Genomic DNA, 25114 nt, shown 5'->3' on the forward strand with positions numbered 1-25114 from the left:
ACCGTGCCGTAACACGGCTGGTGTTGCCTACGAACCGGAGAGTTCGGTCTGGCGGGAGTTGAGCGATGACTGTGGATCAACTCCCGGGACAGGTGCGGGAGTTCGCGAACTACCTGGATGGGCTGCTGGCGCGCCTGGATCAGGGCGGCGGCTGGTGCGGGGTCTTCTGGCAGCGCGACCCCGAGGGCATGCAAGCCTGCCTCGCAGGGCGCGAAGTGCCGCCCTGGGACGTCATGGAGGCGTTGTTCCAGGACCTCGCCGTGGCGTACGGGCCCCGGGTCGCCGCCGAGGAGCAGGAGCGGGCTCGCTCCCTGCGCGTCGCCGCGCTCATCGCTTACGACGCCCGGCCCGGTGGCCGTGACGCCCTCGGAGACCGGCTCGACGTCATGCTCCGCGAGCAGCGGTACGCGGCCGAACGGCAGGCCCACCTCGGTCACATGCTCGCGGCGGCCGCCACGCGGGAGGAGGCCGACGCCATCCGCCTCGACCTCGCCTGGGCCCGCGACGACCATGAGCGGGCAACCGCCCGCTGTACCGAACTGCGCTCTCGCATGGCGGAGTTGGACCGACGGGCGGGCGCCGGGCAGATCCGGGACGCGCAGGTGATACGGCGGGGGAGCGCGGCGCGTTCGGGTGACGGGCGTGAGCCGGTGACGGACCAATACGGCTATGGAGCCTCGGACACCGGCACCCACGATCAGTACGCGCCCCGGCCCAGTGAGGCCAGTGCGGTCGGCGGCGGCCCGGGCGCCCCGCAGTCGGCCGCGGCCGGCAAACTCGCCTCCGACACCGCCCCCGTTGCCGCCCCCGTCGAGGCGGACCCCCCGGCCACCGCCCCGACCCCCACCCCCGCCCCCATCCCCAAGCAGCGCAAGCGCCGACGGGGCAGTGCCCGCTTCGCCGGGATGGTCGAGGAGGACGTCGTCGCCCCCGCTGCCGTGGCGCCGACCGACGTGCCGTCGCTGCCCGCGCCCGCTGCCACCAACGGACGTACCCCGCGCGGGGCCAGGTTCGCGGGGGCGGCCGAGGCGGATGTGCTGCCGGAGCGGCAGGGCGATGCGGTGGGGGACGGTACCGCGCGGCGGGACACGGCCGAGACGGTGGAGAGGCTGGTGCGGCTACGGGCGGAGAGCCGCAGCGGTGAGGCGCACGCACTGCTCGTGGAGATCGCGCACTGGCCGGCCGCTCGCTTCCCGCTGCTCGCGGCCGAGCTCCAGCACGCCGGGCTGGGTGCGGACTGGGCCACGCTGCTCTGGGAGGCCGCCTCGCTGCCCGCCGACCGGCTCGTCGCCGCGGCGGACGCGCTGTCCGCGGCCGGACGCACGGCAGACGGGGAGCAGATCCTGCGGCAGGGCGTCGCCCGGCCCGCGCCGGAGATAGGGGAGGCCGTGCTGGGGCTCGCCGTGCAGGGGCGCCAGCGTGAGGTACGCGCGCTGCTCGACGCGTACGTCCGCGTGCGCACCCCCGAGGAGGCCGCCCGCAGCGTCGACGCCGACCCGCGGACCCTCGTTCCGTTGCTCGTCGAGGCCGCCCGCGGCGTCTCGGACGAACGCCACTGGGACCTCGTCCACGCCCTCCGGGTCGCCGGCCACACCGCCTGACGCCCCACCCGCCACACCCCCCTCACCCGTACCGCCACTCACCCACAGGAGTGCGAAACGGGATGGACTCAGCGGGTTAACGGCGATGGTCTTGGCAAGGCTGCCGGTGAGGCTTACGTTCGTGCCTCTACGGCCCGCTTTCTACGGGCGTAGAGGCTCTGGCGTCCCGTCGAAGGAGCAGCTCATGGCCAACGTCGTACGCGCCGCTCTGGTACAGGCCACCTGGACCGGCGACACCGCGTCCATGGTGGCGAAACACGAGGAGCACGCCCGCGAGGCGGCCCGGCAGGGCGCCAAGGTCATCGGGTTCCAGGAAGTCTTCAACGCGCCCTACTTCTGCCAGGTCCAGGACGCCGAGCACTACCGCTGGGCCGAGCCGGTCCCGGACGGGCCCACGGTGCGTCGTATGCAGGAGCTCGCCCGGGAGACCGGCATGGTCGTCGTCGTGCCGGTGTTCGAGATCGAGCAGTCGGGCTTCTACTACAACACCGCGGCCGTGATCGACGCCGACGGCTCCTACCTCGGCAAGTACCGCAAGCACCACATCCCCCAGGTCAAGGGCTTCTGGGAGAAGTACTACTTCCGCCCGGGCAACATCGGCTGGCCCGTCTTCGACACCGCCGTCGGGAAGGTCGGGGTCTACATCTGCTACGACCGTCACTTCCCGGAAGGGTGGCGGCAACTCGGCATCAACGGCGCCCAGCTCGTCTACAACCCCTCCGCCACCCACCGCGGACTCTCCTCCCACCTCTGGCGCCTGGAACAGCCCGCCGCGGCCGTCGCCAACGAGTACTTCATCGCCGCGATCAACCGGGTCGGCGTCGAGGAGTACGGCGACAACGACTTCTACGGCACGAGCTACTTCGTCGACCCACGGGGCCAGTTCGTGGGGGACGTGGCCAGCGACAGTACGGAGCAACTCCTCGTCCGCGACCTCGACTTCGACCTCATCGAGGAAGTGCGGCAGACGTGGGCCTTCTACCGCGACCGCCGCCCCGACGCCTACGAAGGGCTGGTGCAGCCGTGAGCGACCTCCACGCCCGCCACCGCAACGTCCTGCCGGACTGGCTCGCCCTCTACTACGAGGACCCGCTGGAGATCACGCACGGCGAGGGCCGCCACGTCTGGGACGCCGACGGCAACAGGTACCTCGACTTCTTCGGCGGCATCCTCACCACCATGACCGCGCACGCCCTGCCCGAGGTGACCAAGGCGGTCAGCGAGCAGGCCGGGCGGATCATCCACTCGTCGACCCTGTACCTCAACCGGCCGATGGTCGAACTCGCCGAGCGGATCGCCCAGTTGAGCGGCATCCCCGACGCGCGTGTCTTCTTCACCACCTCCGGCACCGAGGCCAACGACACGGCGCTGCTGCTGGCGACGACGTACCGCCGCAGCAACACGATCCTGGCCATGCGCAACAGCTACCACGGCCGCTCCTTCAGCGCGGTCGGCATCACCGGCAACCGCGGCTGGTCCCCGACCTCCCTGTCACCCCTGCAGACGCTCTACGTCCACGGCGGCGTGCGCACCCGCGGCCCCTACGCCGACCTCGACGACAACGCCTTCATCGCCGCCTGCGTCGAAGACCTCAGGGACCTGCTCGGCCACACCCGCCCGCCCGCCGCCCTGATCGCCGAACCCATTCAGGGCGTCGGCGGATTCACCTCACCCCCGGACGGCCTGTACGCCGCCTTCCGCGAGGTGCTCCAGGAACGCGGCATCCTGTGGATCGCCGACGAGGTGCAGACCGGCTGGGGACGCACCGGCGAGCACTTCTGGGGCTGGCAGGCCCACGGGCGCAGCGGCCCGCCGGACATCGTCACCTTCGCCAAGGGCATCGGCAACGGCACCTCCATCGGCGGCGTGATCGCCCGCTCCGACATCATGAACTGCCTGGACGCCAACAGCATCTCGACGTTCGGCGGCACCCAGGTCACCATGGTCGCCGGCCTCGCCAACCTCGCCTACCTGCTGGAGCACGACCTCCAGGGCAACGCCCGCCGGGTCGGCGGACTCCTGATCGAGCGGCTGCGGGCGGTCGCCGCCCAGGTGCCGGGCGTACGGGAGGTGCGCGGCCGGGGACTGATGCTCGGCGTCGAGCTGGTCAGGCCCGGCACCGACGACGCCGACCCCGAGCGCGCGGCCGCGGTGCTGGAGGCGGCCCGCGAGGGCGGCCTGCTGATCGGCAAGGGCGGCGGCCACAACACCAGCGCCCTGCGTATCGCCCCACCGCTGTCCCTCACCGTCGCGGAGGCCGAGGAGGGCGCCGCGATCCTCGAACACGCTCTGCGGAGCACCTCGTAGTCACAGAGCTCAGCAAGGGAAGAGTGCCATGACCGCCACCCTGGAGCCCCTGGATCCGCTGGAGCCCACGGAACCCCTGGAGCCCGTCCTGTCGGTCCGCCAGGTCCTCACCCTGGAACGGGTTCTGGCCGGGGAGCCCGAGGTGGTGGCCGGCGCCGGCCAGCTGGACCGGCCGGTGCGCTGGGTGCACGTCGCCGAGGCACCCGACGTCGGTGTGATGCTCAGCGGCGGCGAGATGGTGCTCACCACCGGGGTGCTGCTCGCCGGGGACGAGACCAAGCAGGTCGAGTACGTGCAGTCGCTGCACCGCGCGGAGGCCGCGGCCGTCGTCCTCGGACTGGGCCGCGCCTTCCCCTCCCCGCCGGAGGTGATGCGCCGGGCCGCCGAGCGGTGCGGGCTGCCCATGATCGTGCTGCACCGGCCCTTCCCCTTCGCCGTGCTGACGGAGGAGGTCCAGGCCCGCCTGGTCCGGCGCAAGTTCGCCGCGGTCAGCCTCTCCGAGTCCGTCCGCACGGCGCTCACCGGGCTCATCACCGCGGGCGCACCGCTGCAACGCCTCCTCGACGAGGTCGCCCAGCACAGCGCCTGCCCCGTCGTCGTCACCAACCTCGCCCACCGCGTCCTCGCCACCGCGGGGGAGCGGCCCGCGGTGGACGACGTCCTGCGCGACTGGGAACGCATCGCCCGGCAGGCCGGCGGCAACGAGGGCGACGGCTGGATCCGGGCGGAACTGGCCGGACGCGGAGAGCGGTGGGGGCAGATCATGCTGTGCGGATACCGCGGCGACACCGCCACGGGACGACTCCTCGCCGACCGTGCCGCCGAGGCCCTCGTCCTGCACCGCATGCTCGGCGGCAACTCCGCCCACACCTGGGAGGAGCAGTCCGCGCAGAGCCTGCTGACCGACCTGGTCTCCGGGGTCGTACCGGCCAGGCAGCTGCTGCCCCGCGCGAGGGCCGCCGGACTGCCCGTCAACCGGCGCACCTTCGTCCCGCTGGTCGTGCGCGACAGCGACCCCGCCGGGCTCGACCGCGTCCTGCGGATGCTGGGGCTGTCCGGGCTCGTCGCCGAGCTGGCCGACGGGGCGACCGCCGTGCTGCTCAGCCTCGCCCGCGACCAGGACGCCCAGGCGCTGGTGGCGCACTTCGCGGCCCGGCTGCGCACCGAGACCGGTGCCGTCCGCACGGTCGCCGCCGCCGACGCCCGTACCGCCTGGGACGACGTGCCCGCCGGGCTGCGCGAGGCACAGCACGTCGCGGACGCCGTGGCCGACTCCTCGGCCGCGCTCGACCTCCCGGCCGTCGTACGGCTCCGGGACGTCCATCTGCGCGGCCTGATCCGGCTGCTGCGGGACGACCCGCACGTGCAGTCCTTCGCGGAGCGCGAGCTGGACGGGCTGCTCCGCGCCGCCGAAGAGGACCTGCTGTCCGTCCTGCGGACCTACCTCGCCACCGGCCGCAACAAGTCCCGCACCGCTCAGCTCCACCACGTCTCCCGCCCCGCTCTGTACCGCCGGCTGGAGGCGATACAGGCCCGGCTCGGCGTCGACCTCGACGACTTCGAGCAGGCGGCGTCGGTGCACATCGCCCTCCTCGCGCATGACGCGCAACAGGGGTGAAACATGGAACGACCTGGGAAAACGGCGGTGAAACATGGGACGGCGAAGGCGTGACACCGTGGCACGCCACACGCCCGCAGACGTGACACGGTGCAACTCAAAGCCTGCTCGCGGACTTCCTAGCCTTCTCGCACACCCAGCGACCGGAGGTCCCGATGAGCCAAGTGATCCGTGCCGCCCTCTTCCAGACCGCCTGGACCGGCGACAAGGAATCGATGATCCAGGTGCACGAGCAGGCGGCCCGCGACGCGGCCGCGCAGGGTGCTCAGGTCCTGTGCTTCCAGGAGCTGTTCTACGGCCCCTACTTCTGCCAGGTCCAGGACAAGGCGTTCTACGAGTACGCGGAGCAGATCCCCGACGGCCCCATCGTCCAGCGCTTCCAGGCGCTCGCCAGGGAACTGGGCATCGTCCTGATCCTGCCGATGTACGAGGAGGAGCAGCCCGGAGTCCTCTACAACACCGCGGCCGTGATCGACGCGGACGGCTCGTACCTCGGCAAGTACCGCAAGCACCACATCCCGCAGGTCCCCGGCTTCTGGGAGAAGTTCTACTTCCGTCCGGGGAACGTCGGCTGGCCCGTCTTCGAGACCGCCGTCGGCAAGATCGGCGTCTACATCTGCTACGACCGCCACTTCCCGGAGGGCTGGCGGGCGCTCGGTCTCGCGGGCGCCGAGATCGTCTTCAACCCCTCGGCCACCTCGCGCGGCCTGTCGCGCTACCTGTGGCAGCTGGAGCAGCCCGCGGCGGCCGTCGCCAACGAGTACTTCGTCGGCGCGATCAACCGGGTCGGCGTCGAGGACCTGGGCGACAACGACTTCTACGGGACGAGCTACTTCGTCGACCCGGAGGCCCAGTTCGTCGGCGAGGTGGCGAGCGACAAGGAGACCGAGCTCGTCGTCCGCGACCTGGACCTGGCCAAGCTCCGCGAGGTCCGCGACCGCTGGCAGTTCTACCGCGACCGCCGCCCGGAGGCATACGGCCCTCTGACGGCACCCTGACCGAACCAACCACCCTGGCAGGAGAGGGAACATGAGCAGCCGTACCGTCATCCGCGGTGGCCTCGTCATCACCGCGTCCGACGAGATCCACGCCGACGTCCTCATCGAGGACGGCCGCATCGCCGCCCTCGCCGCCTCCGGCACGCCGGCAGCGGAATCGTTCACTGCTGAGCGGACCATCGACGCCACCGGGAAGTACGTCATCCCCGGCGGCGTCGACGCCCACACCCACATGGAGCTGCCGTTCGGCGGCACCTTCGCCTCCGACACCTTCGAGACCGGCACCCGGGCCGCCGCCTGGGGCGGCACGACGACCATCGTCGACTTCGCGGTGCAGAGCGTCGGCCACACCCTGCGCGAGGGCCTGGACGCCTGGCACGCCAAGGCCGAGGGCAACTGCGCCATCGACTACGGCTTCCACATGATCGTCTCCGACGTGAACCAGGGGACGCTCAAGGAGATGGACCACCTCGTCGAGGAAGGGGTGACCTCCTTCAAGCAGTTCATGGCCTATCCCGGTGTCTTCTACAGCGACGACGGCCAGATCCTGCGCGCCATGCAGCGCTCCGCCGAGAACGGCGGTCTGATCATGATGCACGCCGAGAACGGCATCGCCATCGACGTGCTCGTGGAGCAGGCGCTGGCCCGCGGCGAGACCGACCCGCGCTACCACGGCGAGGTCCGCAAGGCCCTCCTCGAGGCCGAGGCCACCCACCGCGCCATCAAGCTCGCGCAGGTCGCGGGCGCGCCCCTGTACGTCGTGCACGTCTCGGCGCAGGAGGCGGTCGCCGAGCTGGCCAGGGCGCGCGACGAGGGGCTGAACGTCTTCGGCGAGACCTGCCCGCAATACCTGTTCCTGTCGACCGACAACCTCGCCGAACCCGACTTCGAGGGCGCCAAGTACGTGTGCTCCACCCCGCTCAGGCCGAAGGAGCACCAGGCCGCGCTGTGGCGGGGCCTGCGCACCAACGACCTCCAGGTGGTCTCCACCGACCACTGCCCCTTCTGCTTCGTGGGCCAGAAGGAGCTCGGCCGGGGCGACTTCTCCAAGATCCCCAACGGTCTGCCGGGCGTCGAGAACCGAATGGACCTGCTCCACCAGGCCGTCGTCGACGGGCACATCTCGCGCCGCCGCTGGATCGAGATCGCCTGCGCCACCCCGGCCCGCATGTTCGGCATGTACCCGAAGAAGGGCACCATCGCGCCGGGCGCGGACGCCGACGTCGTGATCTACGACCCGAACGCCGAGCAGGTCCTGTCCGCCGTGACCCACCACATGAACGTCGACTACTCGGCGTACGAGGGCAAGAGCGTCACCGGCCGTGTCGAGACGGTGCTCTCGCGTGGCGAACCCGTCATCACCGAGCGGGAGTACACCGGGCGCGCGGGTCACGGCGTCTTCACCCCGCGGTCCACCTGTCAGTACCTCAACTAGGAGCGGCGCTCATGGATTTCGGACTAGTCCTGCAGACCGACCCGCCGGCCTCGCGGGTCGTCAGCCTGATGCGGCGTGCCGAGCAGAACGGCTTCACGTACGGCTGGACGTTCGACTCCGCCGTACTGTGGCAGGAGCCGTTCGTGATCTACAGTCAGATCCTGGCCAACACCACGACGTTGACGGTCGGCCCGATGGTCACCAACCCGGGCACCCGCACCTGGGAGGTCACCGCCTCCACCTTCGCCACCCTCAACGACATGTTCGGCAACCGCACCGTCTGCGGCATCGGCCGCGGTGACTCCGCGATGCGCGTCGCGGGCCGCAAGCCCAACACGCTGGCCCGCATCAGCGAGGCGATGAAGGTCATCCGGGCCCTCGGCAGCGGGGGCGAGGCCGACCTCGGCGGCACGGTGATCAGGTTCCCGTGGATCAAGGACGGCGCCGAACTCCCGGTGTGGATGGCCGCGTACGGCCCCAAGGCCCTGAAGATGACGGGCGAGGAGGCCGACGGCTTCATCCTCCAGCTCGCCGACCTCTACCTCACCGAGTACATGGTGAAGGCGGTCAAGGACGCGGCCGTCGCCGCCGGACGCGACCCGTCCGAGGTGAAGATCTGCGTCGCCGCCCCCGCGTACGTCACCGACGACGACTCGCCCGAGGCGCTCGCCCACGCGCGCGAGCAGTGCCGCTGGTTCGGCGGGATGGTCGGCAACCATGTCGCCGACCTGGTGTCGAAGTACGGCGAGCACTCCGCCGCCGTCCCCGACGAACTCACCGACTACATCAAGGCCCGTGAGGGGTACGACTACTCCCACCACGGGCGCGCCGACAACCCGGACACCCAGTTCGTGCCGGACGAGATCGTCGACCGGTTCTGTCTCGTCGGACCGGTCGAGAAGCACATCGAGAAGCTGAACGCCCTGCGTGAGCTGGGCGTCGACCAGTTCGCCGTCTACGACATGCACGACGCGCAGGAGAAGGTCATCGACGCGTACGGCACGACGGTGATCCCCGCCGTCAACGGCTGACCCTCACACCAGGATCGACACCTCCCCACCCCCCACTCCAGTTCTTCCCTGCCCGTCCTCCCCGGCGGGAAGGGAACCGGAGACCCGCACGGCCTTTCCGGATCCGCCCCTCGTTTGATTGGCCTGCCCATGACCGACACCGCTCCCACGGCCATACCGCCGTCCAGACAAGTCACCCTCGCCGACGGCCGGGTGGAGATCGCTCCTGGTTCGCCGCTGCCCAGCGGCCCGTACGCCAACGAGGACCTGCTGCCGGTCCCCGTCGAGAAGCGCACCTGGACCACGTACAACTTCTCCGCGCTGTGGGTCGGCATGGCCCACAACACGGCCTCGTGGACCCTGGCCTCCGGTCTGATCGCGGTCGGTATGGACTGGAAGCAGGCCGTGCTGACGATCGCGCTGGCCAATGTGATCGTGCTGGTCCCGATGCTGCTCACCGGGCACGCCGGGCCGAAGTACGGCATCCCCTTCCCGGTCTTCGCCCGCGCTTCCTTCGGCATTCGCGGCGCCAACCTCCCCGCCGTCGTAAGGGCGTTGGTGGCGTGCGGCTGGTTCGGCATCCAGACCTGGATCGGCGGTGAGGCGATCTACTTCCTCGCCGGGAAGCTGATCGGCAGCGGCTGGACCGACGTCGGCAAGATCGGCGGCTACGCGTGGACGATGTGGCTGTCGTTCGCGATCTTCTGGGTGCTCCAGGTCGCGATCATCTACCGGGGCATGGAGACCATCCGCCGCTTCGAGAACTGGGCGGCGCCCTTCGTGCTCGTCGGCGCGTTCGTGATGCTGATCTGGATGAGCAACAAGGCGGGCGGCTTCGGCCCGCTGCTGGACCAGCCCTCCAAGCTCGGCTGGGGCGGCGACTTCTGGAAGCTGTTCTGGCCCTCCCTCATGGGCATGATCGGCTTTTGGTCCACATTGAGCCTGAACATTCCGGATTTCACCCGTTACGGCAAGAGCCAGAGGGCGCAGACCTGGGGGCAGGCGCTCGGCCTGCCGACCACCATGACGCTGTTCGCGCTGCTGTCGGTGATGGTCACCTCCGGTTCGCAGGCCGTGTACGGCGAGACGATCTGGGACCCGGTACAGCTCGCCGCGAAGACGGACAACGTCGTGGGCCTGCTCTTCGCGCTGGTGACCGTGCTGGTGGCGACGCTGTCGGTGAACATCGCGGCCAACCTCGTCTCGCCGGCCTTCGACTTCTCCAACGTCGCGCCCCGCAGGATCAGTTTCCGGACCGGCGCGCTCGCCACCTGCGTCCTCGGGGTGCTGATCTTCCCGTGGAAGCTGTACTCCGACCCGCAGGGCTACATCTTCACCTGGCTCGGCCTGGTCGGCGGTCTGCTCGGCACGGTCGCCGGCATCCTCATCGCCGACTACTGGATCCTGCGCCGGGGCCGGCTGGACCTGACGGACCTGTACCGCACGGGTGGCCGCTACTGGTACGACAGCGGCTGGAACTGGCGGGCCGTCGTCGCCTTCCTGGTCGGCGGTGTGCTGGCCGTCGGCGGCGCCAGCTTCAAGCCGCTGATCGACGGCCGGCCCGTTCCCGCTCTGGAGCCGCTCGCCGACTACGGCTGGGCGGTGGGCCTGGGCACCTCGATGGTGCTGTACGTGGCGCTGATGCTGCTGCGGGGCCGGGGGCGGGAGGCCGCCGAGGTGTGACGCGTGCCCGGGGGAGGGCGGTCAGTTCGTCCGGCCGCCCTCCAGCGCGGCCACCGCGTCCTTCGCGGCCTTGATGGCACCCTTGTTGATCACATCCGTGCTGGGTGCCTTCTTCGACTCGAAGTCACTGCCGTTGTAGGTGATGATCACCAGCGCGTTGGAGGCGCGGACCAGGACCGTGCCCTCGCGCGTCTGCTGCTTGTCCTCGGTGGTGAGGTTCACGACGGAGTACGCGGAGTCGCCGAGCCCGGGGACGTCGCCGCCGCCGCTCTTCTCCTTCACGCGGTCCGTGTAGGACTGCGTCGCGTCGGCGTCCGAGTCGGTGATCTCGAAGGAGACGTCGAGCCAGCGGTAGTCGTACCCCTGGAGCGCGTTCCACGAGCAGGTGCGGCGCACGTTCGTGTCCGTCGAGGGGATCTCCTTGCCGCCCGCCTTGGCCCCCGGCACGAGGGACTTCACCGTGCTCGCGGCCACACTGGCACAGGGTGCGGGGGCCGCGGCGTACGTCTTGGTCTCGGCGGACGTCGACGGCGCCGAGGCCGACGACTGTTTGGCCGTCCTGCCCTCCGCCTTGTGTTCGGCGGCCGGCGCCTGGGCGAGCGGGCCGGACGTCAGCGCCCAGCCCGCGCAGGCGAGCACGACGACGGGGGACAGGCGCGCGGTCAGGGTGAGCGGCAGGGGGAGAGAACGCACGGCGCACTTTTCGTGGGGGACGGTGCGGAAGGGGTCCGCACTGCGGACGGGACGACAGTTTCACATGACTACCGGTGGGTTGGAAGTGCGAACTCGCTCCGTACCGGCGCGGTGACGGAGGTCGGTTGACGATAAGTCATGTGTCCCGTTATGTCCGGCGCGTTACTTGTGGGTTCAAGCTGTCAGTCGGACCGTTCCTTGCGCAGGAACCGGCGCAGCCTCCGCAGTGGCCAGGTGTTGATCACGTCGTCCGGGGTGAGCCATCCGCGCTGCGCCAGGCCGATCCCGTAGCGCAGGTAGGCGAGGTGGCGCAGGGAGTGGGCGTCGCTGTCGACGGCGAACTTCGCCCCGACGCTCCTGGCGCGGAGGATGTCCTCGTCGCTCAGGTCGAGCCGGTCGGGCTGGGCGTTGATCTCCAGCGCGGTACCCGTGCGGGCGCAGGCGGCGAACACCTCGTCGAGGTCGGCGTCGATGCCCGGCCGTCTGCCGATCAGACGGGTGGTGGGGTGGCCGATGACGTTGACGTGGGGGTTCTCGCAGGCCCGCACGATCCGCCGGGTCATCGCCGCACGGCCGATGCCGAAGTGGGAGTGCACCGAGGCCACGCACAGGTCGAAGCCCCGGAGGAACTCGTCGGGCCAGTCCACCTCGCCCTCGGGGCCGATGTTGAGCTCGGTGCCGTGCAGCAGCCGCATCCCGTGGTGTTCGCCGTCCAGTGACCGCACGTGCTCACGCTGCGCGAGGATCTTCGCGTCGGTCATGCGCTGCATGTACATGTTGGGCGCGTGGTCGGTGACGGCGTAGTACGCGTACCCCCGCTCGGCGGCCGCCGCCACCATCTCCTCCAACGGGGCGAGGCCGTCGGTGAGGTCGGTGTGGGTGTGCAGATCACCCTTGATGTCCCCCTCCGTCACCACCTCGGGCAGTTCGTCGCGCAGACCCGCCTCGATCTCCCCCCGGTCCTCGCGCAACGTGGGCGGGATCCACGGCAGGCCGAGCCTGGCGTACACCTCGTCCTCGGACCGGGAGGCGACCCGCCTGCCGCCCTCGACTTCGAACAGGCCGTACTCGGAGAGCTTCAGCCCGAGGCGGACGGCGATGGTGCGGGTGCGGATGTTGTGCGCCTTCGAACCGGTGAAGTACTGCAACGCGGCGCCCCACGACTCCGGCGGCACCACCCGCAGGTCGACCTGGACGCCCTGCACGGTACGGACCGAGGTCTTCTTCCGGCCGTGTGCGATCACCTCGGCGGTGGAGGGCAGTTCGGTGAGCGCGTCCATGAAGGGCTCCGACCGGCCGGCGGCGACCAGGACGTCGAGGTCGCCGACGGTCTCCTTCACACGGCGCAGCGATCCGGCGGGGGCGCAGTTCTCACAGCCCTTGATCCCGGAGAGCGCCGCGACGATCTCCTCGGCGGCCTCCGTGGCGGTGCTCAGCAGGATCCGCTCGCCGGCCTGCCGCATGAGGGCGATGCCGTGCAGGATGTTCTCCTCGGTCCGCTCCCCGAAGCCCTTGAGGTCGCGCAGCCGCTCCTCCTTGATGGCGTCGGTCAGCTCGCCCACCGAGGAGATGCGCAGGTCCTCGTAGAGCGCCATCGCCTTCTTCGGGCCGAGGGTGGGGATGGTCATCAGCTGCCGTACCCCGGCGGGGATCTCGGCCCGGCGCTCCTCGACCGCCGCGATGTTGCCGGTACGGAAGTACTCGACGACCTTCTCGGCTATCGACCTGCCCACGTTCGGGATCTCCCGGAGGCCCGCGACATCGAGGCGGGAGACGTCGGCGGGGTGCCCGCCGATCGCGCGCGCGGCCTTCTCGTAGGCGCGGGCCTTGAACGCGTCGCCTCCGGTGACGGCGATGAGGTCCGCGTACTCCTGCAGGAGCGCCTCGACCTCGTCGTTGGGCCGGACCATGCCTTCCAGTCTAGGAACCGCGCGGCCGGCGCGCTGCGCGCGATGCTGCGCTTCCCTTCCCCAGGGGCGAGGATGGAGGTGCGGGACCGTGCGAGGAGGGCCGGGCCGTGTACTTCACCGATCGTCGTGACGCCGGCCGGCAGCTGGCCGCCCGGCTGAGGCACCTCGAGGGCACCGGGGTGGTCGTGCTGGGACTGCCCCGCGGAGGCGTTCCCGTGGCCGCCGAGGTCGCTCGGGCGCTGGACGCGCCCCTGGACGTCTGCCTGGTGCGCAAGCTGGGGGTGCCGTCGCAGCCGGAGCTGGGAATGGGCGCGATCGGTGAGGGCGGCGCTCGTGTGATCAACGAGGACGTGATGCGCGGTGCGGGCGTCACCCCGGACGAGCTGGCGCAGGTCGAGGAGCGTGAGCGGGGCGTTCTGGAGAGTCGCGCCCGGCGCTATCGGGGCAGCAGGGCCCCGCTCGGGCTCCGGGGGAGCACGGCCGTCGTGGTCGACGACGGCGTGGCCACGGGATCGACGGCGCGCGCCGCCTGCTGGATCGCCCGTGCCCGGGGCGCGGTGCGGATCGTGCTGGCGGTCCCGGTGGCACCGCCGGACTGGACCGAGCGGCTCGGCAACGACGCCGACGAACTGGTGTGCCTGCACACCCCGTGGGGCTTCTTCGCGATCGGCCCGTACTACGACGACTTCACCCAGACCGGCGACCATGAGGTCGTCGCCTGTCTCGAAGCGTCCGTCGCCCGCCCGGTGCGCGCGGAGCGCACCACCGCCCTGCCCGAGGACCCGGAGGTGGACGTGCTGGTGCGGGCCGGTGCGACGGTGCTGCCCGGGCAGCTGACGGTGCCCGAGGGCGCGCCCGGGATCGTGGTCTTCGCCCACGGCAGCGGCAGCGGCCGCAACAGCCCCCGCAACCGGTTCGTCGCCACCGGACTGAACCGGGCCGGGCTCGGCACCCTGCTGTTCGACCTGCTCACCGAGGAGGAGGAGACCGACCGGGCCAACGTCTTCGACACCGTCCTGCTGGCCCGGCGCCTGGTCGACGCCACCCGCTGGCTGCGTGCCCGGCCGGAGACCGAAGGGCTCCCCGTCGGGTACTTCGGCGCCAGCACCGGCGCGGCCGCGGCGCTCGGCGCGGCCGCCGAGCCGGGCGCGCGGATCGCCGCGATCGTCTCCCGGGGCGGCAGGCCCGACCTGGCGGCGCCCCGGCTGCCGGCGGTGACGGCGCCCACGCTGCTGATCGTGGGAGGGCTGGACCGGCAGGTGCTGGAGCTGAACCAGGAGGCACAGTCCCGGCTGCACTGCGAGAACCGGCTCGCGGTCGTCCCCGGCGCCACCCACCTCTTCGCCGAACCCGGCGCCCTGGAGCAGGTCACCGACCTGGCCCGGGACTGGTTCACCGACCACATGGCGCCGGCTCCCCACGCGGCGGCCTGACCCGGCCCGCGATCATGAGCGTCACCCTGGCCCTCTGCGGTGACGTGATGCTGGGCCGGGGCGTCGACCAGATCCTCCCGCACCCGGGCGACCCCGTCCTGAGCGAGACGTACGTACACGACGCCCACGCCTACGTCGAACTGGCCGAGGCGGCGAACGGGCCGATCCCGCGGCCGGTGGGCTACTCCTGGCCCTGGGGCGAGGCACTGGAGGTCCTCGACCGGGCCGCGCCCGACGTCCGGATCGTCAACCTGGAGACCAGCGTGACGCGGGACGGCTCCTTCGCGCCCGACAAGGAGGTCCACTACCGCATGAACCCCGCCAACCTGCCGTGCCTGGCCGCCGCCCGCCCCGACGTGTGCACGCTCGCCAACAACCACGTCCTCGACTTCGGGCACCCCGGCCTCGACGAGACGCTCACCGCCCTGGCGGCCGCCGGGCTCAGGGCGGCGGGCGCGGGACACGACGCGCGGCAGGCACGGCGGCCGGCCGTCGTCCCGGTGCCCGGAGGCGGCCGCGTACTGGTCTTCTCCTGCGGGATGCCGTCCAGCGGCATCCCGCAGGAGTGGGCCGCGACCGACCGGCGCGGGGGCGTGGATCTCGTGCCCGGGCCGTCCGCCGCCGCTGCGGCCGAACTCACCTGCCGGATAGGGCAGTTGAGGCGGACCGGCGACATCGTGGTGGTGTCGGTCCACTGGGGTGCCAACTGGGGCTACGGCGTGTCCCGTGACGAAGTCCGCTTCGCCCGCGCCCTCGTCGACGGCGGAGCGGACGTGGTGCACGGACACTCCTCCCACCACCCGCGCCCGCTGGAGAGGTACCGGGGAAAGCTCGTCCTGTACGGCTGCGGCGACTTCGTCGACGACTACGAGGGGATCGGCGGCTACGAGCGGTACCGCGACGACCTGCGGCTGCTGCACCTCGTCACGCTCGACCCGGCACAGCCCGGCACCGGCACACCGGCCGGGGTGCGGATGGTGCCCTTCCAGGCGCGGCGGATGCGGCTCGAGCACGCCTCCCCCGAGGACACCGAGTGGCTGCGCGCCACCCTCGACCGGGTCGGCCGCGCCCACGGCACACACGTCGACCACGGGCCGGACGGCACGCTCACCCTCCGCTCGTGAAGCGCGGAATGCACGCCTGACTCGTACCTGCGGTAGGCGCTGGCGGTCGAACCGAGAGGAAGGTCCGTCAGATCGTCGCAGAGACCGCCCAGCGTCGGGCGAGACACCGGCGCGGGGAACCTGCGCGGCGTCCGCACCCCCGCCGGTATGGCCGGGTGGGTCAGGCGGTGGGGCCGACGAGCTTCCATCCGCTCTGCCATGGCCAGTCGTTGCGAGCGTTGAGGCTGATGTTCAAGAATCCCAGCTCTTCCAGCGAGCGGGCCATGCGAAGACCTCCGGCGTCGATCGGCCGGAAACCGAGCGAGGCCAACAGCTGCGCCACTGTGGTCTTGGCGCCCTCGTCGTCGCCCGCGAAGAAGCCGTCCAGCGGCTGGTCGCCCTCGCTGGGGTTGCCCAGCCGCGAGGCCAGGATCGTGTTGAACGCCTTGACCAGCTTCGCCTGGGGTGCGGCAGCGGTCAGACGCTCGGCATGGCTGACACCAGAGGTGGTCAAGTCGCTATAGGTGTCGTTGAGTGGGTTGGTGGCATCCACGATCACCGTGCCCGCGACGGCAGCCTCACCCAGTTGGCTCAACACCTCGGAGGCGGCTCCGGCCGGCACGGCCAGCACCACCACGTCCGCATCCCGGGCGGCCTCCGCTGGGCCGGCCGCCTCCACGGCACCGGTCTGCTCGGCCACCTTCGCCGCGTGATCGCGGTGTGCGGCCGTAACGGTCACCTCGTGGCCCGCTGGGACAGCCGCCGCGGCCAGACCACCACCGACGTTGCCGGCACCAATGATCGCAATACGCATGATGAACTCCTTGCCAGGTGTGACACAGGACTTTCGACCGGCACCCGCCGTCGAACCCCTCACAAGGACCAAAGATGATCACCTGGCCGCAGCCCGAACTGCGGACATTGGCTGAGTACCGCGGTCTACCCCAGGCAAACGAGAGGGCCGGTGAGTGAGGATCCGCCAAGCACCGTGAGTGTCCCGGGGGCTCTGCGGGCCAGTTTCCCTCACGGGAAAGCAGTCCACTCGGGCGGCGAATCGCACGTCAGGCACCGGTGCTCGCGGGCGGGGCGGAAGACGGCTCCAGGCGGACGCAGCAGTGGCCGGGACTCGGGGCCAGGCATGCCCGGAGGCTGTTCTCGGCGAGGCCTTCGAGGACGCCGTGGAGCAGGTGGAGGTTCATGCCGCAGACGGTCTGGGTGTGCTCGCGGGCGAGCGCGTGGAAGGGGCAGTTGCCCAGCACGATCGCGTCACCGTCCTGGCGAGGCTCGAACCCGTACCGCTCCAGCAGGTCGATCACGCCCGTACCGCCCTGCCCGGCGAGCTGGGTGCCGAGGGTGTGGGCTTTGCGGTGCAGGACGGCGCGGACCGGTTCGCCGGTGGTTTCGGATTCCTCCATGGCCTGGGCGAAGAGCCGTCCGGCCAGTTCGTATTGCCGCTCGGGCAGGTTGACGGTGACCTGTTTGGTGGAGCGCTTGTAGAGCTTGGCCGGTCGGCCGGCTCCCGGGCCGGTGCGTCCGCTGCGCCGCTCGTAGACGACGTCGAGCAGTGATTCGTCCGCCAGGCGGTCCAGGTGGAAGGCAGCGGTCTGCCGGGCGAGGCCGAGGGCCTCGGCGGCTTCGTCGCGGCTGACCGGTCCCGGCCGGCGCACGACGTGGTCGTACAGCCTCCTGCGAGTCGGCTCGTCGAGCGCGGCGACGGCGGAGACATCGGGGCGGGGTGCTTCTTTCGGGTGGTCCACGAACACCAGTGTAAAACCCATAGCCGTTGACTAAAGAAGATTCGCGCGCTTCTATCGTTAGTGAGAGTTGTCGATAGAAGGGGGGGCGTCATGGCGTCCACCACCACACCCACCACCTCCACAGCGCCCCGGCGAGTCGCACTCACCGACCCCGGCTACCAGGCGTTCCTCATCCTGCGCACCGGCTTCACCGTGGCGCCGATCCTGTTCGGGCTGGACAAGTTCGCCAACCTGCTCGTGGACTGGCCCACCTACCTCGCGCCGTGGATCAACGACATCGTTCCGGGCAGCGCGCAGGCGGCCATGTACGCCGTCGGTGTCATCGAGATCGTCGCGGGCATCGCCGTCGCTCTCGCCCCACGCTTCGGGGGCTGGCTCGTGGCCGGATGGCTCGCGGGCATCATCGTCAACCTGCTGACCATCCCCGGCCACTACGACATCGCGCTGCGCGACTTCGGTCTCCTGCTCGGCGCGGTCGCCCTCGCCCGGCTCGCCCAGCGCTACCACGGCGAGCGGCAGTCCCACTGACGGCAGGCAGCAGCCGCAAGCAGGTGACGCGGCGGTGGGTGGGCCCCTCCACCGGCTCACCCGCCCGCCGGGCCCGAAGCCGGAAGGGAGAAGGTCATGAGTGAGAACCTGGACCGGCTGGCCGCCCAAGGGGTGTCGGTCTGGCTGGACGATCTGAGCCGCGAGCGACTCGCCGGTGGCAGGCTGGCCGGCTTGGTGAGCGAACAGCGGGTGGTGGGCATCACCAGCAACCCGACGATCTTCGCCAAGGCGATGCGCTCGGGTGACCGCTACGACGAGCAGGTCGCTGATCTTGCCCGGCGCGGGGTTCGCGTGGAAGAGGCCGTCAGGCTGCTGACCGCGTTCGACGTGCGCTGGGCCTGCGACGTGCTGCGCCCGGTGTACGAGGCGAGCGGCGGGGTCGACGGGCGGGTGTCGCTCGAGGTGGACCCGCGCGTCGCCCACGACACGGCGGCCACGGTCGCCGAGGCCCGGGCCCTGTGGTGGCTGGTGGACCGGCCGAACCTGTTCGTGAAGATCCCCGCCACACAGCAGGGCCTTGAGGCGATCGGCGCGGCGCTCGCCGAGGGCATCAGCATCAACGTGACGCTGATCTTCTCCCTGGATCGTTACGACCAGGTGCTCCGCGCCTTCCTGGACGGCATGGGCAGGGCACACGCGGCGGGGCGTGACCTCGCCTCCATCGCGTCCGTGGCCTCGTTCTTCGTCAGCCGGGTGGACACCGAGGTCGACAGCCGACTGGACGAGATCGGCACACCGAAGGCCGGTGAGCTGCGCGGACGGGCCGCGATCGCCAACGCCCGCCTGGCCTACCAGCGCTTCGAGCGGGCGTGCGCATCAGCCCCATGGAAGGCCCTCACGGCGGCCGGGATGCGCCCGCAACGCCCGCTGTGGGCCTCCACCGGAGTGAAGGACCCCGCCTACGCCGACACGCGCTACGTCGACGAACTGGTGGCCCCAGGGGTGGTCAGCACCATGCCGGAGCAGACACTGCGCGCGGTCGCGGACCACGGCCGCATCCAAGGAGACACCATCCATGGCACGTATGCGGCAGCCCAACAGGTCCTGGATGACCTGGAGACGCTCGGGGTGTCCTACGACGACGTGGTGCGTGTGCTGGAGGAGGAGGGCATCGGCACGTTCACGGCCTCCGGCAACGAACTGTACGAGCAACTGGACACCCGACTGCGGCCCGGGCGCGCAGCAGCCTAGAGCCAACGGAGCAGAGGAGAGGACGTGGCCGCGAACACGGCGTACACGATCGTGGGAGCCGGCCTGGCTGGTGCCAAGGCGGCGGGGGACTCGGTGAGTCCGCCGCTTCCCATTTCACCAGGGCGTTCAAGAACCACTACGGAATGGGACCACGCGCCTACCGCGCCAGGCACTCGCCCCTCAGCCCCGGCTGACAGGCCACCCCGCGTGATGGTCGTGCAGAGGCGTGGTGACGTCGGGCGCGGTCGCGAGCGATCTGAAGTGCGGCTCGGCGCATTGGGGTGGTATGGCTGCCGGGCAGCGCCTCGGTACTCTGCTGCCTGATCGAGCCGACCGCAGCCGAGTTCCAACTCCCCACTCCCCAGAGGGGGCTGAACCACTGGGCGGGTCGGCTGACGCACGCGAGCACCCAGGTGAGAGATGCAGTTCACCACCCGACCCACGCTGCAAGGATCCTTCGGCATGGTGTCCTCCACCCACTGGCTCGCCTCGCAGTCCGCCATGGCCGTCCTGGAGGACGGCGGCAACGCCTACGACGCGGCCGTGGCGGGCGCCTTCGTGCTGCACGTCGTGGAGCCGCACCTGAACGGGCCCGCGGGCGAGGTGCCGATCCTGCTCGCCCCGGCGGGCGGCGAGGTGCGGGTGCTGTGCGGGCAGGGCGTGGCGCCGGCCGGGGCGACCGTCGCCCACTACAAGGGGCTCGGACTGGATCTCGTACCCGGCACCGGCCCGCTCGCCGCGGCCGTTCCGGGCGCCTTCGACGCCTGGATGCTCCTGCTGCGCGACCACGGCACCAAGTCACTCGCCGATGTCCTGAAGTACGCCGTCGGGTACGCCGAACACGGGCACGCGCCCGTGGACAACGTCGGCGCGACCGTCGAGACGGTCCGTGAGCTGTTCGAGACGGAGTGGACCTCGTCGGCCGAGGTGTACCTGCCCGGCGGGAAGTCGCCCCGCCCGGGTGAGCTGCTGCGCAACCCCGCCCTCGCCGCGACCTGGGAGCGCCTGCTCGCCGAGGTGGCCGGGGCGGGGGACCGGGAGGCGCAGATCGAGGCCGCGCGGGAGGTGTGGCGGACCGGCTTCGTCGCCGAGGCCCTGGTGCGGCAGGCGGGCCGGCCCACCCTGGACACCAGCGGCGAACGCCACACCGGCACGCTCACCGCCGCCGACCTCGCCGGCTGGTCCGCCGGCTACGAGGCACCGGCGACGTACGACTGGAACGGCTGGACCGTGTGCAAGGCCGGCCCCTGGAGCCAGGGTCCCGTCCTCCTCCAACAGCTCGCGCTGCTCCCGCCCGAACTGCCGCCGTACGGATCCGCTGACTACGTCCATCTCCTCGTCGAGGGCTGCAAGCTCGCCATGGCCGACCGGGAGGCCTGGTACGGGGACGCGGCCGAGGTGCCGCTGGACGAGCTGCTCTCGGCGGAGTACAACGCGCGGCGGCGCAGGCTCGTCGGTGACACGGCCTCCCACGAGCTGCGGCCCGGAAGCCCCGGCGGCCGGACGCCACGCCTCAGCGCCCACACGCGCGTGGTCCTCTCCGACGAGCCCGGCTTCAGCCCGATGGGGGTGGGGGAGCCGACGGTCGCCAAGCATCCGGCCTCGCCGGTGCCGGGCGAACCGGACCTGAGTGACGCTGCCGTGCTCGGTGACGGGAGCACCCGGGGCGACACCTGCCACCTCGACGTCGTCGACCGCTGGGGCAACATGGTCGCCGCCACGCCCAGCGGTGGCTGGCTCCAGTCCAACCCGGTCGTTCCCGAACTGGGCTTCCCGCTCGGTACGCGGCTGCAGATGACCTGGCTGGAGGAGGGCCTGCCGAACACGCTGACGCCCGGCCGCCGCCCCCGCACCACGCTCACCCCCTCCCTCGCCCTGCGCGACGGAGTGCCGGTCATGGCGTTCGGTACGCCCGGCGGGGACCAGCAGGACCAGTGGCAGCTGCACTTCTTCCTGGCGGTCGCCCTGCGCGGGTCCGTGCGCGGCGGCCTCGACCTCCAGGGCGCGATCGACGCCCCGAACTGGCACAACGACAGCTTCCCCGGCTCCTTCTACCCCCGCGGCATGCGACCGGGCAGCGTCACCGTGGAGGCCCGCATGGACCCCGGCATCGGCGCCGAGCTGAAGCGCCGGGGCCACGAGGTGACCGTCGGACCGCCCTGGTCCGAGGGCCGGCTCTGCGCGGTCGCCCGGGATCCCCGGACCGGGATCCTGTCGGCGGCGGCGAACCCGCGAGGCATGCAGGGGTACGCGGTGGGCCGGTGAAGCGGACGTTCCGGAGTGGGGTGTTCACGGCGATTCCACCCGAAGTACACCCGGCGGGGGCGGATTGTCAGTGGCGCGTGCTCTCATGGAGGGCATGATCCAAGACACGGAAACCATCGACGAGTTTCTCGCCCACCACTCGGTCGACGTGGAGGAAGCGGTCCGCAAGGCCGCCGCGGCCGAGATCATGCCGCGCTTCCGCAGGCTCGCCGCGCACGAGGTCGACGAGAAGAACGGCCCGCACGACCTGGTGACGGACGCCGACCGCCGGGCCGAGCTGTACCTCACCGAGGTGCTCGGAGCCCTGCTGCCGGGCTCCGTCGTGGTCGGCGAGGAGGCGGTGGCCGCCGACCCGGCCACCTACGAGGCGCTCCAGGGCGACGCGCCCGTGTGGATCGTCGACCCCGTCGACGGGACCCGGCAGTTCGTGAACGGCGACGACGGCTTCTGCACCCTGGTCGCGCTCGCCCGGCGCGGCGTCCTGCTCGCCTCCTGGACGTACGCGCCCGCCCGCGACCAACTGGCCAAGGCCGTACGGGGCGGCGGCGCCTTCTTCGAGGGCGAGCGGCTGTTCGCCGGCCCGCCGGCCCCCGGCCGGGACCTGACGGTGGCCACCTCCCACCCCGACTACACCACCGAAGCGGAGAAGCACGCTCTCCTCGGCCTGTGGACGGACGGCGTCGCGCCCCGCCCCTGCGGCTCCGCGGGCCTGGAGTATCTCGCCGTCGCCCGGGGCGAGTTGGACGCCACCGCCTTCTCCTGGGAGTTCGCCTGGGACCACGCGGCGGGCATCCTCCTCGTCGAGGAGGCGGGCGGCGCCCACCTGACCCTCACCGGCGAGCCGTTCCGCATCACCGGCGGCAACACGCTGCCCTTCACGGCGGCACGGGACGCGGCCACGGCACGGCGGGTGGCGGGGCTGCTGGCGGCCGGAGCCTGATCCGCCGCGCGGCCCCGTCGTCACCCGGCCGACCCACCCGCGCCGCGAGGGCTGTCGGTCCACCGGCATATCCTGATCCCCTGGCCATCGGCTGACGAAGGGGTCCGAAGGTGCCGTCGATGCTCGATGCTGTCGTGGTGGGTGCGGGGCCGAACGGACTGACCGCCGCCGTGGAGCTGGCCCGCCGCGGGTTCTCCGTGGCCCTCTTCGAGGCCAGGGACACCGTGGGCGGGGGTGCCCGCACCGAGGAGCTCACCCTGCCGGGCTTCCACCACGACCCGTGCTCCGCGGCCCACCCGCTCGGCATCAACTCACCCGCGTTCCGTGCCCTGCCCCTGGAGCGCTACGGCCTTGAGTGGCTGCACGCCGAGCTGCCCATGGCCCACCCCTTCCCCGACGGTACCGCCGCCGTGCTGTCCCGCTCGGTCGGTGAGACGGCCGCCTCGTTCGGGCCCCGTGACGCGGGCGCGTACCGCAGGCTGGTCGAGCCGTTCCTGCCCCGGTGGGACGCCCTCGTCCGCGACTTCATGTCCCTGCCGTCGACCGCGTTGCCCCGCGACCCGGTGACGCTGGCCCGCTTCGGGCTCGTCGGGCTGCCCCCCTCGACCTGGCTGATGCGCCGCTTCCGCGACGAACGGGCCAAGGCCCTGTTCTCCGGCCTCGTCGCGCATGTCATGGCTCCGCTCTCGGGCACCGCCACCGGCGCCATCGGCCTGGTCTTCGCCCTCGCCGCACACGCCCGCGGCTGGCCCGTGGCCCGCGGCGGCTCCCAGGCCGTCTCCGACGCCCTCGCCGCCCACCTGAAGGACCTCGGCGGCTCGATCCACACCGACTACGAGGTCAAACGCCTCGACGACCTGCCGCCCGCCCGCGCCTACGTCTTCGACACCTCGCCCACCGCACTGGCCCGCATCGCCGGCTTCGGCCGCTTCTACGAGGGCTACCGGTACGGCTCCGGGGTGTTCAAGGTCGACTACGCCCTCGACGGACCCGTGCCGTGGACCGCGCCGGAGGCACGCAGGGCGGGCACCGTGCAGATCGGCCCCACCAGCCAGGAGATCAGTACGGCCCTGCGCGCCGCGTCCGTCGAGGGCCGCGCCCCCGACCGGCCGTTCATGATCACGGTCCAGCCCAGCCTCGTCGACCCGACCCGCGCCCCGGAGGGCAAGCACGTCTTCTGGGCGTACGGCCACGTCCCCAACGGCTGGACCGGCGACCTCACCGACGCCATGGAACGCCAACTGGAGCGCTTCGCGCCCGGGTTCCGCGACCGTGTCCTCGCCCGCGCCACCGCGGGCCCGCCCCAACTGGCCGCCCGCAACGCCAACTACGTCGGCGGCGACATCGGCACCGGTGCGGTCCGCGGACTCCAGGTCATGCTCCGCCCCAAGCTGTCCCTGACCCCGTACGCCACCCCGCACCCGGCCGTCTTCATCTGCTCCTCGGCCACCCCACCGGGACCGGGCGTGCACGGCATGTCCGGCCACAACGCGGCGAAGGCCGTCTGGCGGAGGCTGCGGCAACGGCCGTAGGGCCCAACTGGCCGCGTGTACACCGCATCTGCGGCTTTCGGAAGAAAAGTTGATGTTGGCTTTGACACTGTGATTTCGGTGTGAGGACAGTGTGAATGTTCAACTTGGGTGAGTAGTGTGCGGCCATGAAAGATCGGAAAGCGGTGTCCCGCTCCGACAGGCCCGCTGACGTGCGCCTATCCGACCTCGCCCACCTCGTTCGGGCACCGGCCGCACTGAGCGTCCCCGGTGACGTCCTCGCGGGAGCAGCGGCAGCCGGAGCCCCTCTGACGGCTCGCACGCTGGGCGTGACGACCTCCTCCGTCTGCCTCTACTGGGCCGGAATGGCCCTCAACGACTACGCCGACGCCACGGTCGACGCGGTCGAGCGCCCCGAGCGCCCCGTGCCCTCCGGCCGCGTACCCCGCCGAACCGCCCTCGCCGTCGCGGGCGGTCTGACCGCCGCCGGGCTGGGAGTCGCCGCCCTCGCGGGCGGCCGGCGCGGGCTGCTGGGAGCGCTCCCGCTCGCCGGCCTGGTCTGGGCGTACGACCTGGGGCTCAAGTCCACCCCGGCCGGCCCCGCGGCGATGGCGGGGGCGCGGGCCCTGGACGTCCTCGCGGGCGCGCTGACGGCCCCGACCGGCACGGGCACCGCGGTACGCAGGGGCGCCGGGGCCGCCGCGCTGGTCGGCGCGCACACGTACACGCTGACCGCCCTCAGCCGGCACGAGATCTCGGGCGCCCCCGCCCGGCTGCCCGCCACCACCCTCGCCGTGTCCGCGGCCACGACCCTCGCGACCGTCGCCCCCGCCCTGCGCCGGGCACGGCACGACCGCACCGCCCGCCCTGCCGCCGCCGTCACCGCTGCCGCCGCCCTCACCTGCCTCGGCGCCTACGGAACGGCCCAACTCCGGGCCGCCCGCGAGCCGTCCGGTGAGAACGTCCGCCGGGCCGTCGGTGCCGGAATCCTCGCGCTGATGCCCCTGCAGGCCGCGCTGACCGCACGCGCCGGCGCACCGGCCACGGCGACCGTCCTCGGTGTCGCCCACCCCCTGGCGCGACGCCTGGCCCGGCGCATATCACCCACCTGAACCGCCCTGAACCGCTGTG

Annotated in this window: 20 protein-coding genes; 16 read left to right on the forward strand and 4 right to left on the reverse strand. The window is 71.6% G+C overall.

Annotation, left to right across the window (positions count from 1 at the left end; translation table 11 throughout):
• Window positions 1-65 precede the first annotated feature (65 nt).
• The 8 genes from ACGFNV_RS00245 to ACGFNV_RS00280 all read left to right on the forward strand — a co-directional run bounded on the left by ACGFNV_RS00245 (window position 66) and on the right by ACGFNV_RS00280 (window position 10652).
• Complete coding sequence (locus ACGFNV_RS00245) at window positions 66-1601, forward strand: hypothetical protein (protein WP_393618107.1); 1536 nt, start codon at window positions 66-68, stop codon at window positions 1599-1601.
• 184 nt (window positions 1602-1785) lie between these two features.
• Window positions 1786-2628 (forward strand): nitrilase-related carbon-nitrogen hydrolase, encoded by an 843-nt coding sequence (locus ACGFNV_RS00250; RefSeq protein WP_393618108.1) that lies wholly within the window; start codon window positions 1786-1788, stop codon window positions 2626-2628.
• A complete protein-coding gene (locus tag ACGFNV_RS00255) occupies window positions 2625-3908 on the forward strand; it encodes an aspartate aminotransferase family protein (protein WP_393618110.1) in 1284 nt (427 codons plus the stop codon). Before ACGFNV_RS00250 ends, ACGFNV_RS00255 begins: the two co-directional genes overlap by 4 nt.
• A 28-nt stretch (window positions 3909-3936) precedes the next feature.
• Window positions 3937-5526 carry a PucR family transcriptional regulator gene (locus ACGFNV_RS00260; RefSeq protein WP_393618112.1) on the forward strand — a complete coding sequence of 530 codons (1590 nt, stop codon included), beginning with the start codon at window positions 3937-3939 and terminating at the stop codon, window positions 5524-5526.
• A 155-nt stretch (window positions 5527-5681) separates the two neighbouring features.
• Window positions 5682-6524, forward strand: coding sequence for a nitrilase-related carbon-nitrogen hydrolase (locus ACGFNV_RS00265; RefSeq protein WP_393618114.1), 843 nt, complete (start codon window positions 5682-5684; stop codon window positions 6522-6524).
• A gap of 31 nt (window positions 6525-6555) precedes the next feature.
• Entirely contained in the window at window positions 6556-7959 is a 1404-nt protein-coding gene (hydA, locus tag ACGFNV_RS00270; RefSeq protein ID WP_393618116.1) for a dihydropyrimidinase, read from the forward strand.
• A gap of 11 nt (window positions 7960-7970) precedes the next feature.
• Window positions 7971-8990, forward strand: coding sequence for a TIGR03842 family LLM class F420-dependent oxidoreductase (locus ACGFNV_RS00275; RefSeq protein ID WP_393618118.1), 1020 nt, complete (start codon window positions 7971-7973; stop codon window positions 8988-8990).
• 129 nt (window positions 8991-9119) lie between these two features.
• On the forward strand, window positions 9120-10652 hold the full coding sequence (locus tag ACGFNV_RS00280; protein WP_393618120.1) for an NCS1 family nucleobase:cation symporter-1: 1533 nt from the start codon (window positions 9120-9122) through the stop codon (window positions 10650-10652).
• 21 nt (window positions 10653-10673) lie between these two features.
• On the opposite strand, the gene ACGFNV_RS00285 is transcribed toward ACGFNV_RS00280, so the two are convergent.
• Both ACGFNV_RS00285 and polX read right to left on the reverse strand, forming a co-directional pair.
• Window positions 10674-11345 (reverse strand): hypothetical protein, encoded by a 672-nt coding sequence (locus ACGFNV_RS00285; RefSeq protein WP_393618122.1) that lies wholly within the window; start codon window positions 11343-11345, stop codon window positions 10674-10676.
• Window positions 11346-11527: 182 nt separating this feature from the next.
• Window positions 11528-13255, reverse strand: a complete 1728-nt coding sequence (gene polX, locus ACGFNV_RS00290; protein WP_393618124.1) for a DNA polymerase/3'-5' exonuclease PolX — start codon at window positions 13253-13255, stop codon at window positions 11528-11530.
• Window positions 13256-13362: 107 nt separating this feature from the next.
• Here polX and ACGFNV_RS00295 point away from each other — a divergent pair, with 107 nt between their 5' ends.
• Complete coding sequence (locus ACGFNV_RS00295; protein ID WP_393618125.1) at window positions 13363-14688, forward strand: phosphoribosyltransferase family protein; 1326 nt, start codon at window positions 13363-13365, stop codon at window positions 14686-14688.
• Window positions 14689-14702: 14 nt separating this feature from the next.
• Window positions 14703-15812 carry a CapA family protein gene (locus ACGFNV_RS00300; RefSeq protein WP_393618126.1) on the forward strand — a complete coding sequence of 370 codons (1110 nt, stop codon included), beginning with the start codon at window positions 14703-14705 and terminating at the stop codon, window positions 15810-15812.
• Between the two features lie 160 nt (window positions 15813-15972).
• Here the strand turns inward: ACGFNV_RS00300 and ACGFNV_RS00305 are convergent, their stop codons facing one another.
• Together ACGFNV_RS00305 and ACGFNV_RS00310 are read right to left on the reverse strand one after the other, a co-directional pair.
• Window positions 15973-16605 carry an NADPH-dependent F420 reductase gene (locus ACGFNV_RS00305; protein WP_393618127.1) on the reverse strand — a complete coding sequence of 211 codons (633 nt, stop codon included), beginning with the start codon at window positions 16603-16605 and terminating at the stop codon, window positions 15973-15975.
• A gap of 247 nt (window positions 16606-16852) precedes the next feature.
• Window positions 16853-17554, reverse strand: a complete 702-nt coding sequence (locus tag ACGFNV_RS00310; RefSeq protein WP_393619932.1) for a helix-turn-helix transcriptional regulator — start codon at window positions 17552-17554, stop codon at window positions 16853-16855.
• Window positions 17555-17638: 84 nt separating this feature from the next.
• Between ACGFNV_RS00310 and ACGFNV_RS00315 the strand changes: the two genes are divergently transcribed.
• The 6 genes from ACGFNV_RS00315 (at window position 17639) to ACGFNV_RS00340 (ending at window position 25095) form a co-directional block, all read left to right on the forward strand.
• Window positions 17639-18076 carry a hypothetical protein gene (locus ACGFNV_RS00315; RefSeq protein WP_393618129.1) on the forward strand — a complete coding sequence of 146 codons (438 nt, stop codon included), beginning with the start codon at window positions 17639-17641 and terminating at the stop codon, window positions 18074-18076.
• A 96-nt stretch (window positions 18077-18172) separates the two neighbouring features.
• Entirely contained in the window at window positions 18173-19288 is a 1116-nt protein-coding gene (gene tal / locus ACGFNV_RS00320) for a transaldolase (protein ID WP_393618130.1), read from the forward strand.
• A gap of 420 nt (window positions 19289-19708) precedes the next feature.
• Complete coding sequence (locus tag ACGFNV_RS00325) at window positions 19709-21553, forward strand: gamma-glutamyltransferase family protein (protein ID WP_393618131.1); 1845 nt, start codon at window positions 19709-19711, stop codon at window positions 21551-21553.
• Between the two features lie 94 nt (window positions 21554-21647).
• Window positions 21648-22493, forward strand: coding sequence for an inositol monophosphatase family protein (locus ACGFNV_RS00330; protein ID WP_393618132.1), 846 nt, complete (start codon window positions 21648-21650; stop codon window positions 22491-22493).
• A gap of 119 nt (window positions 22494-22612) precedes the next feature.
• The gene (locus ACGFNV_RS00335; protein ID WP_393618134.1) at window positions 22613-24025 is read left to right on the forward strand and encodes a phytoene desaturase family protein; all 1413 of its coding nucleotides are present in this window, start codon (window positions 22613-22615) and stop codon (window positions 24023-24025) included.
• Window positions 24026-24150: 125 nt separating this feature from the next.
• Entirely contained in the window at window positions 24151-25095 is a 945-nt protein-coding gene (locus ACGFNV_RS00340) for an SCO3242 family prenyltransferase (RefSeq protein ID WP_393618135.1), read from the forward strand.
• The last annotated feature ends 19 nt before the right edge of the window (window positions 25096-25114 follow it).

This window comes from Streptomyces sp. NPDC048751, assembly GCF_043198595.1.
Classification (GTDB): Bacteria; Actinomycetota; Actinomycetes; order Streptomycetales; family Streptomycetaceae; genus Streptomyces.

Excerpts from the sequence above, each read along its gene's own strand:
- ACGFNV_RS00245 (WP_393618107.1), top strand. The coding sequence starts at position 66 with ATGACTGTGGATCAACTCCCGGGACAGGTGCGGGAGTTCGCGAACTAC.
- ACGFNV_RS00250 (WP_393618108.1), top strand. The coding sequence starts at position 1,786 with ATGGCCAACGTCGTACGCGCCGCTCTGGTACAGGCCACCTGGACCGGC.
- ACGFNV_RS00260 (WP_393618112.1), top strand. The coding sequence starts at position 3,937 with ATGACCGCCACCCTGGAGCCCCTGGATCCGCTGGAGCCCACGGAACCC.
- ACGFNV_RS00265 (WP_393618114.1), top strand. The coding sequence starts at position 5,682 with ATGAGCCAAGTGATCCGTGCCGCCCTCTTCCAGACCGCCTGGACCGGC.
- hydA (WP_393618116.1), top strand. The coding sequence starts at position 6,556 with ATGAGCAGCCGTACCGTCATCCGCGGTGGCCTCGTCATCACCGCGTCC.
- ACGFNV_RS00275 (WP_393618118.1), top strand. The coding sequence starts at position 7,971 with ATGGATTTCGGACTAGTCCTGCAGACCGACCCGCCGGCCTCGCGGGTC.
- ACGFNV_RS00280 (WP_393618120.1), top strand. The coding sequence starts at position 9,120 with ATGACCGACACCGCTCCCACGGCCATACCGCCGTCCAGACAAGTCACC.
- polX (WP_393618124.1), bottom strand. The coding sequence starts at position 13,255 with ATGGTCCGGCCCAACGACGAGGTCGAGGCGCTCCTGCAGGAGTACGCG.
- ACGFNV_RS00300 (WP_393618126.1), top strand. The coding sequence starts at position 14,703 with ATGAGCGTCACCCTGGCCCTCTGCGGTGACGTGATGCTGGGCCGGGGC.
- ACGFNV_RS00305 (WP_393618127.1), bottom strand. The coding sequence starts at position 16,605 with ATGCGTATTGCGATCATTGGTGCCGGCAACGTCGGTGGTGGTCTGGCC.
- ACGFNV_RS00315 (WP_393618129.1), top strand. The coding sequence starts at position 17,639 with ATGGCGTCCACCACCACACCCACCACCTCCACAGCGCCCCGGCGAGTC.
- tal (WP_393618130.1), top strand. The coding sequence starts at position 18,173 with ATGAGTGAGAACCTGGACCGGCTGGCCGCCCAAGGGGTGTCGGTCTGG.
- ACGFNV_RS00325 (WP_393618131.1), top strand. The coding sequence starts at position 19,709 with ATGCAGTTCACCACCCGACCCACGCTGCAAGGATCCTTCGGCATGGTG.
- ACGFNV_RS00330 (WP_393618132.1), top strand. The coding sequence starts at position 21,648 with ATGATCCAAGACACGGAAACCATCGACGAGTTTCTCGCCCACCACTCG.
- ACGFNV_RS00335 (WP_393618134.1), top strand. The coding sequence starts at position 22,613 with ATGCTCGATGCTGTCGTGGTGGGTGCGGGGCCGAACGGACTGACCGCC.
- ACGFNV_RS00340 (WP_393618135.1), top strand. The coding sequence starts at position 24,151 with ATGAAAGATCGGAAAGCGGTGTCCCGCTCCGACAGGCCCGCTGACGTG.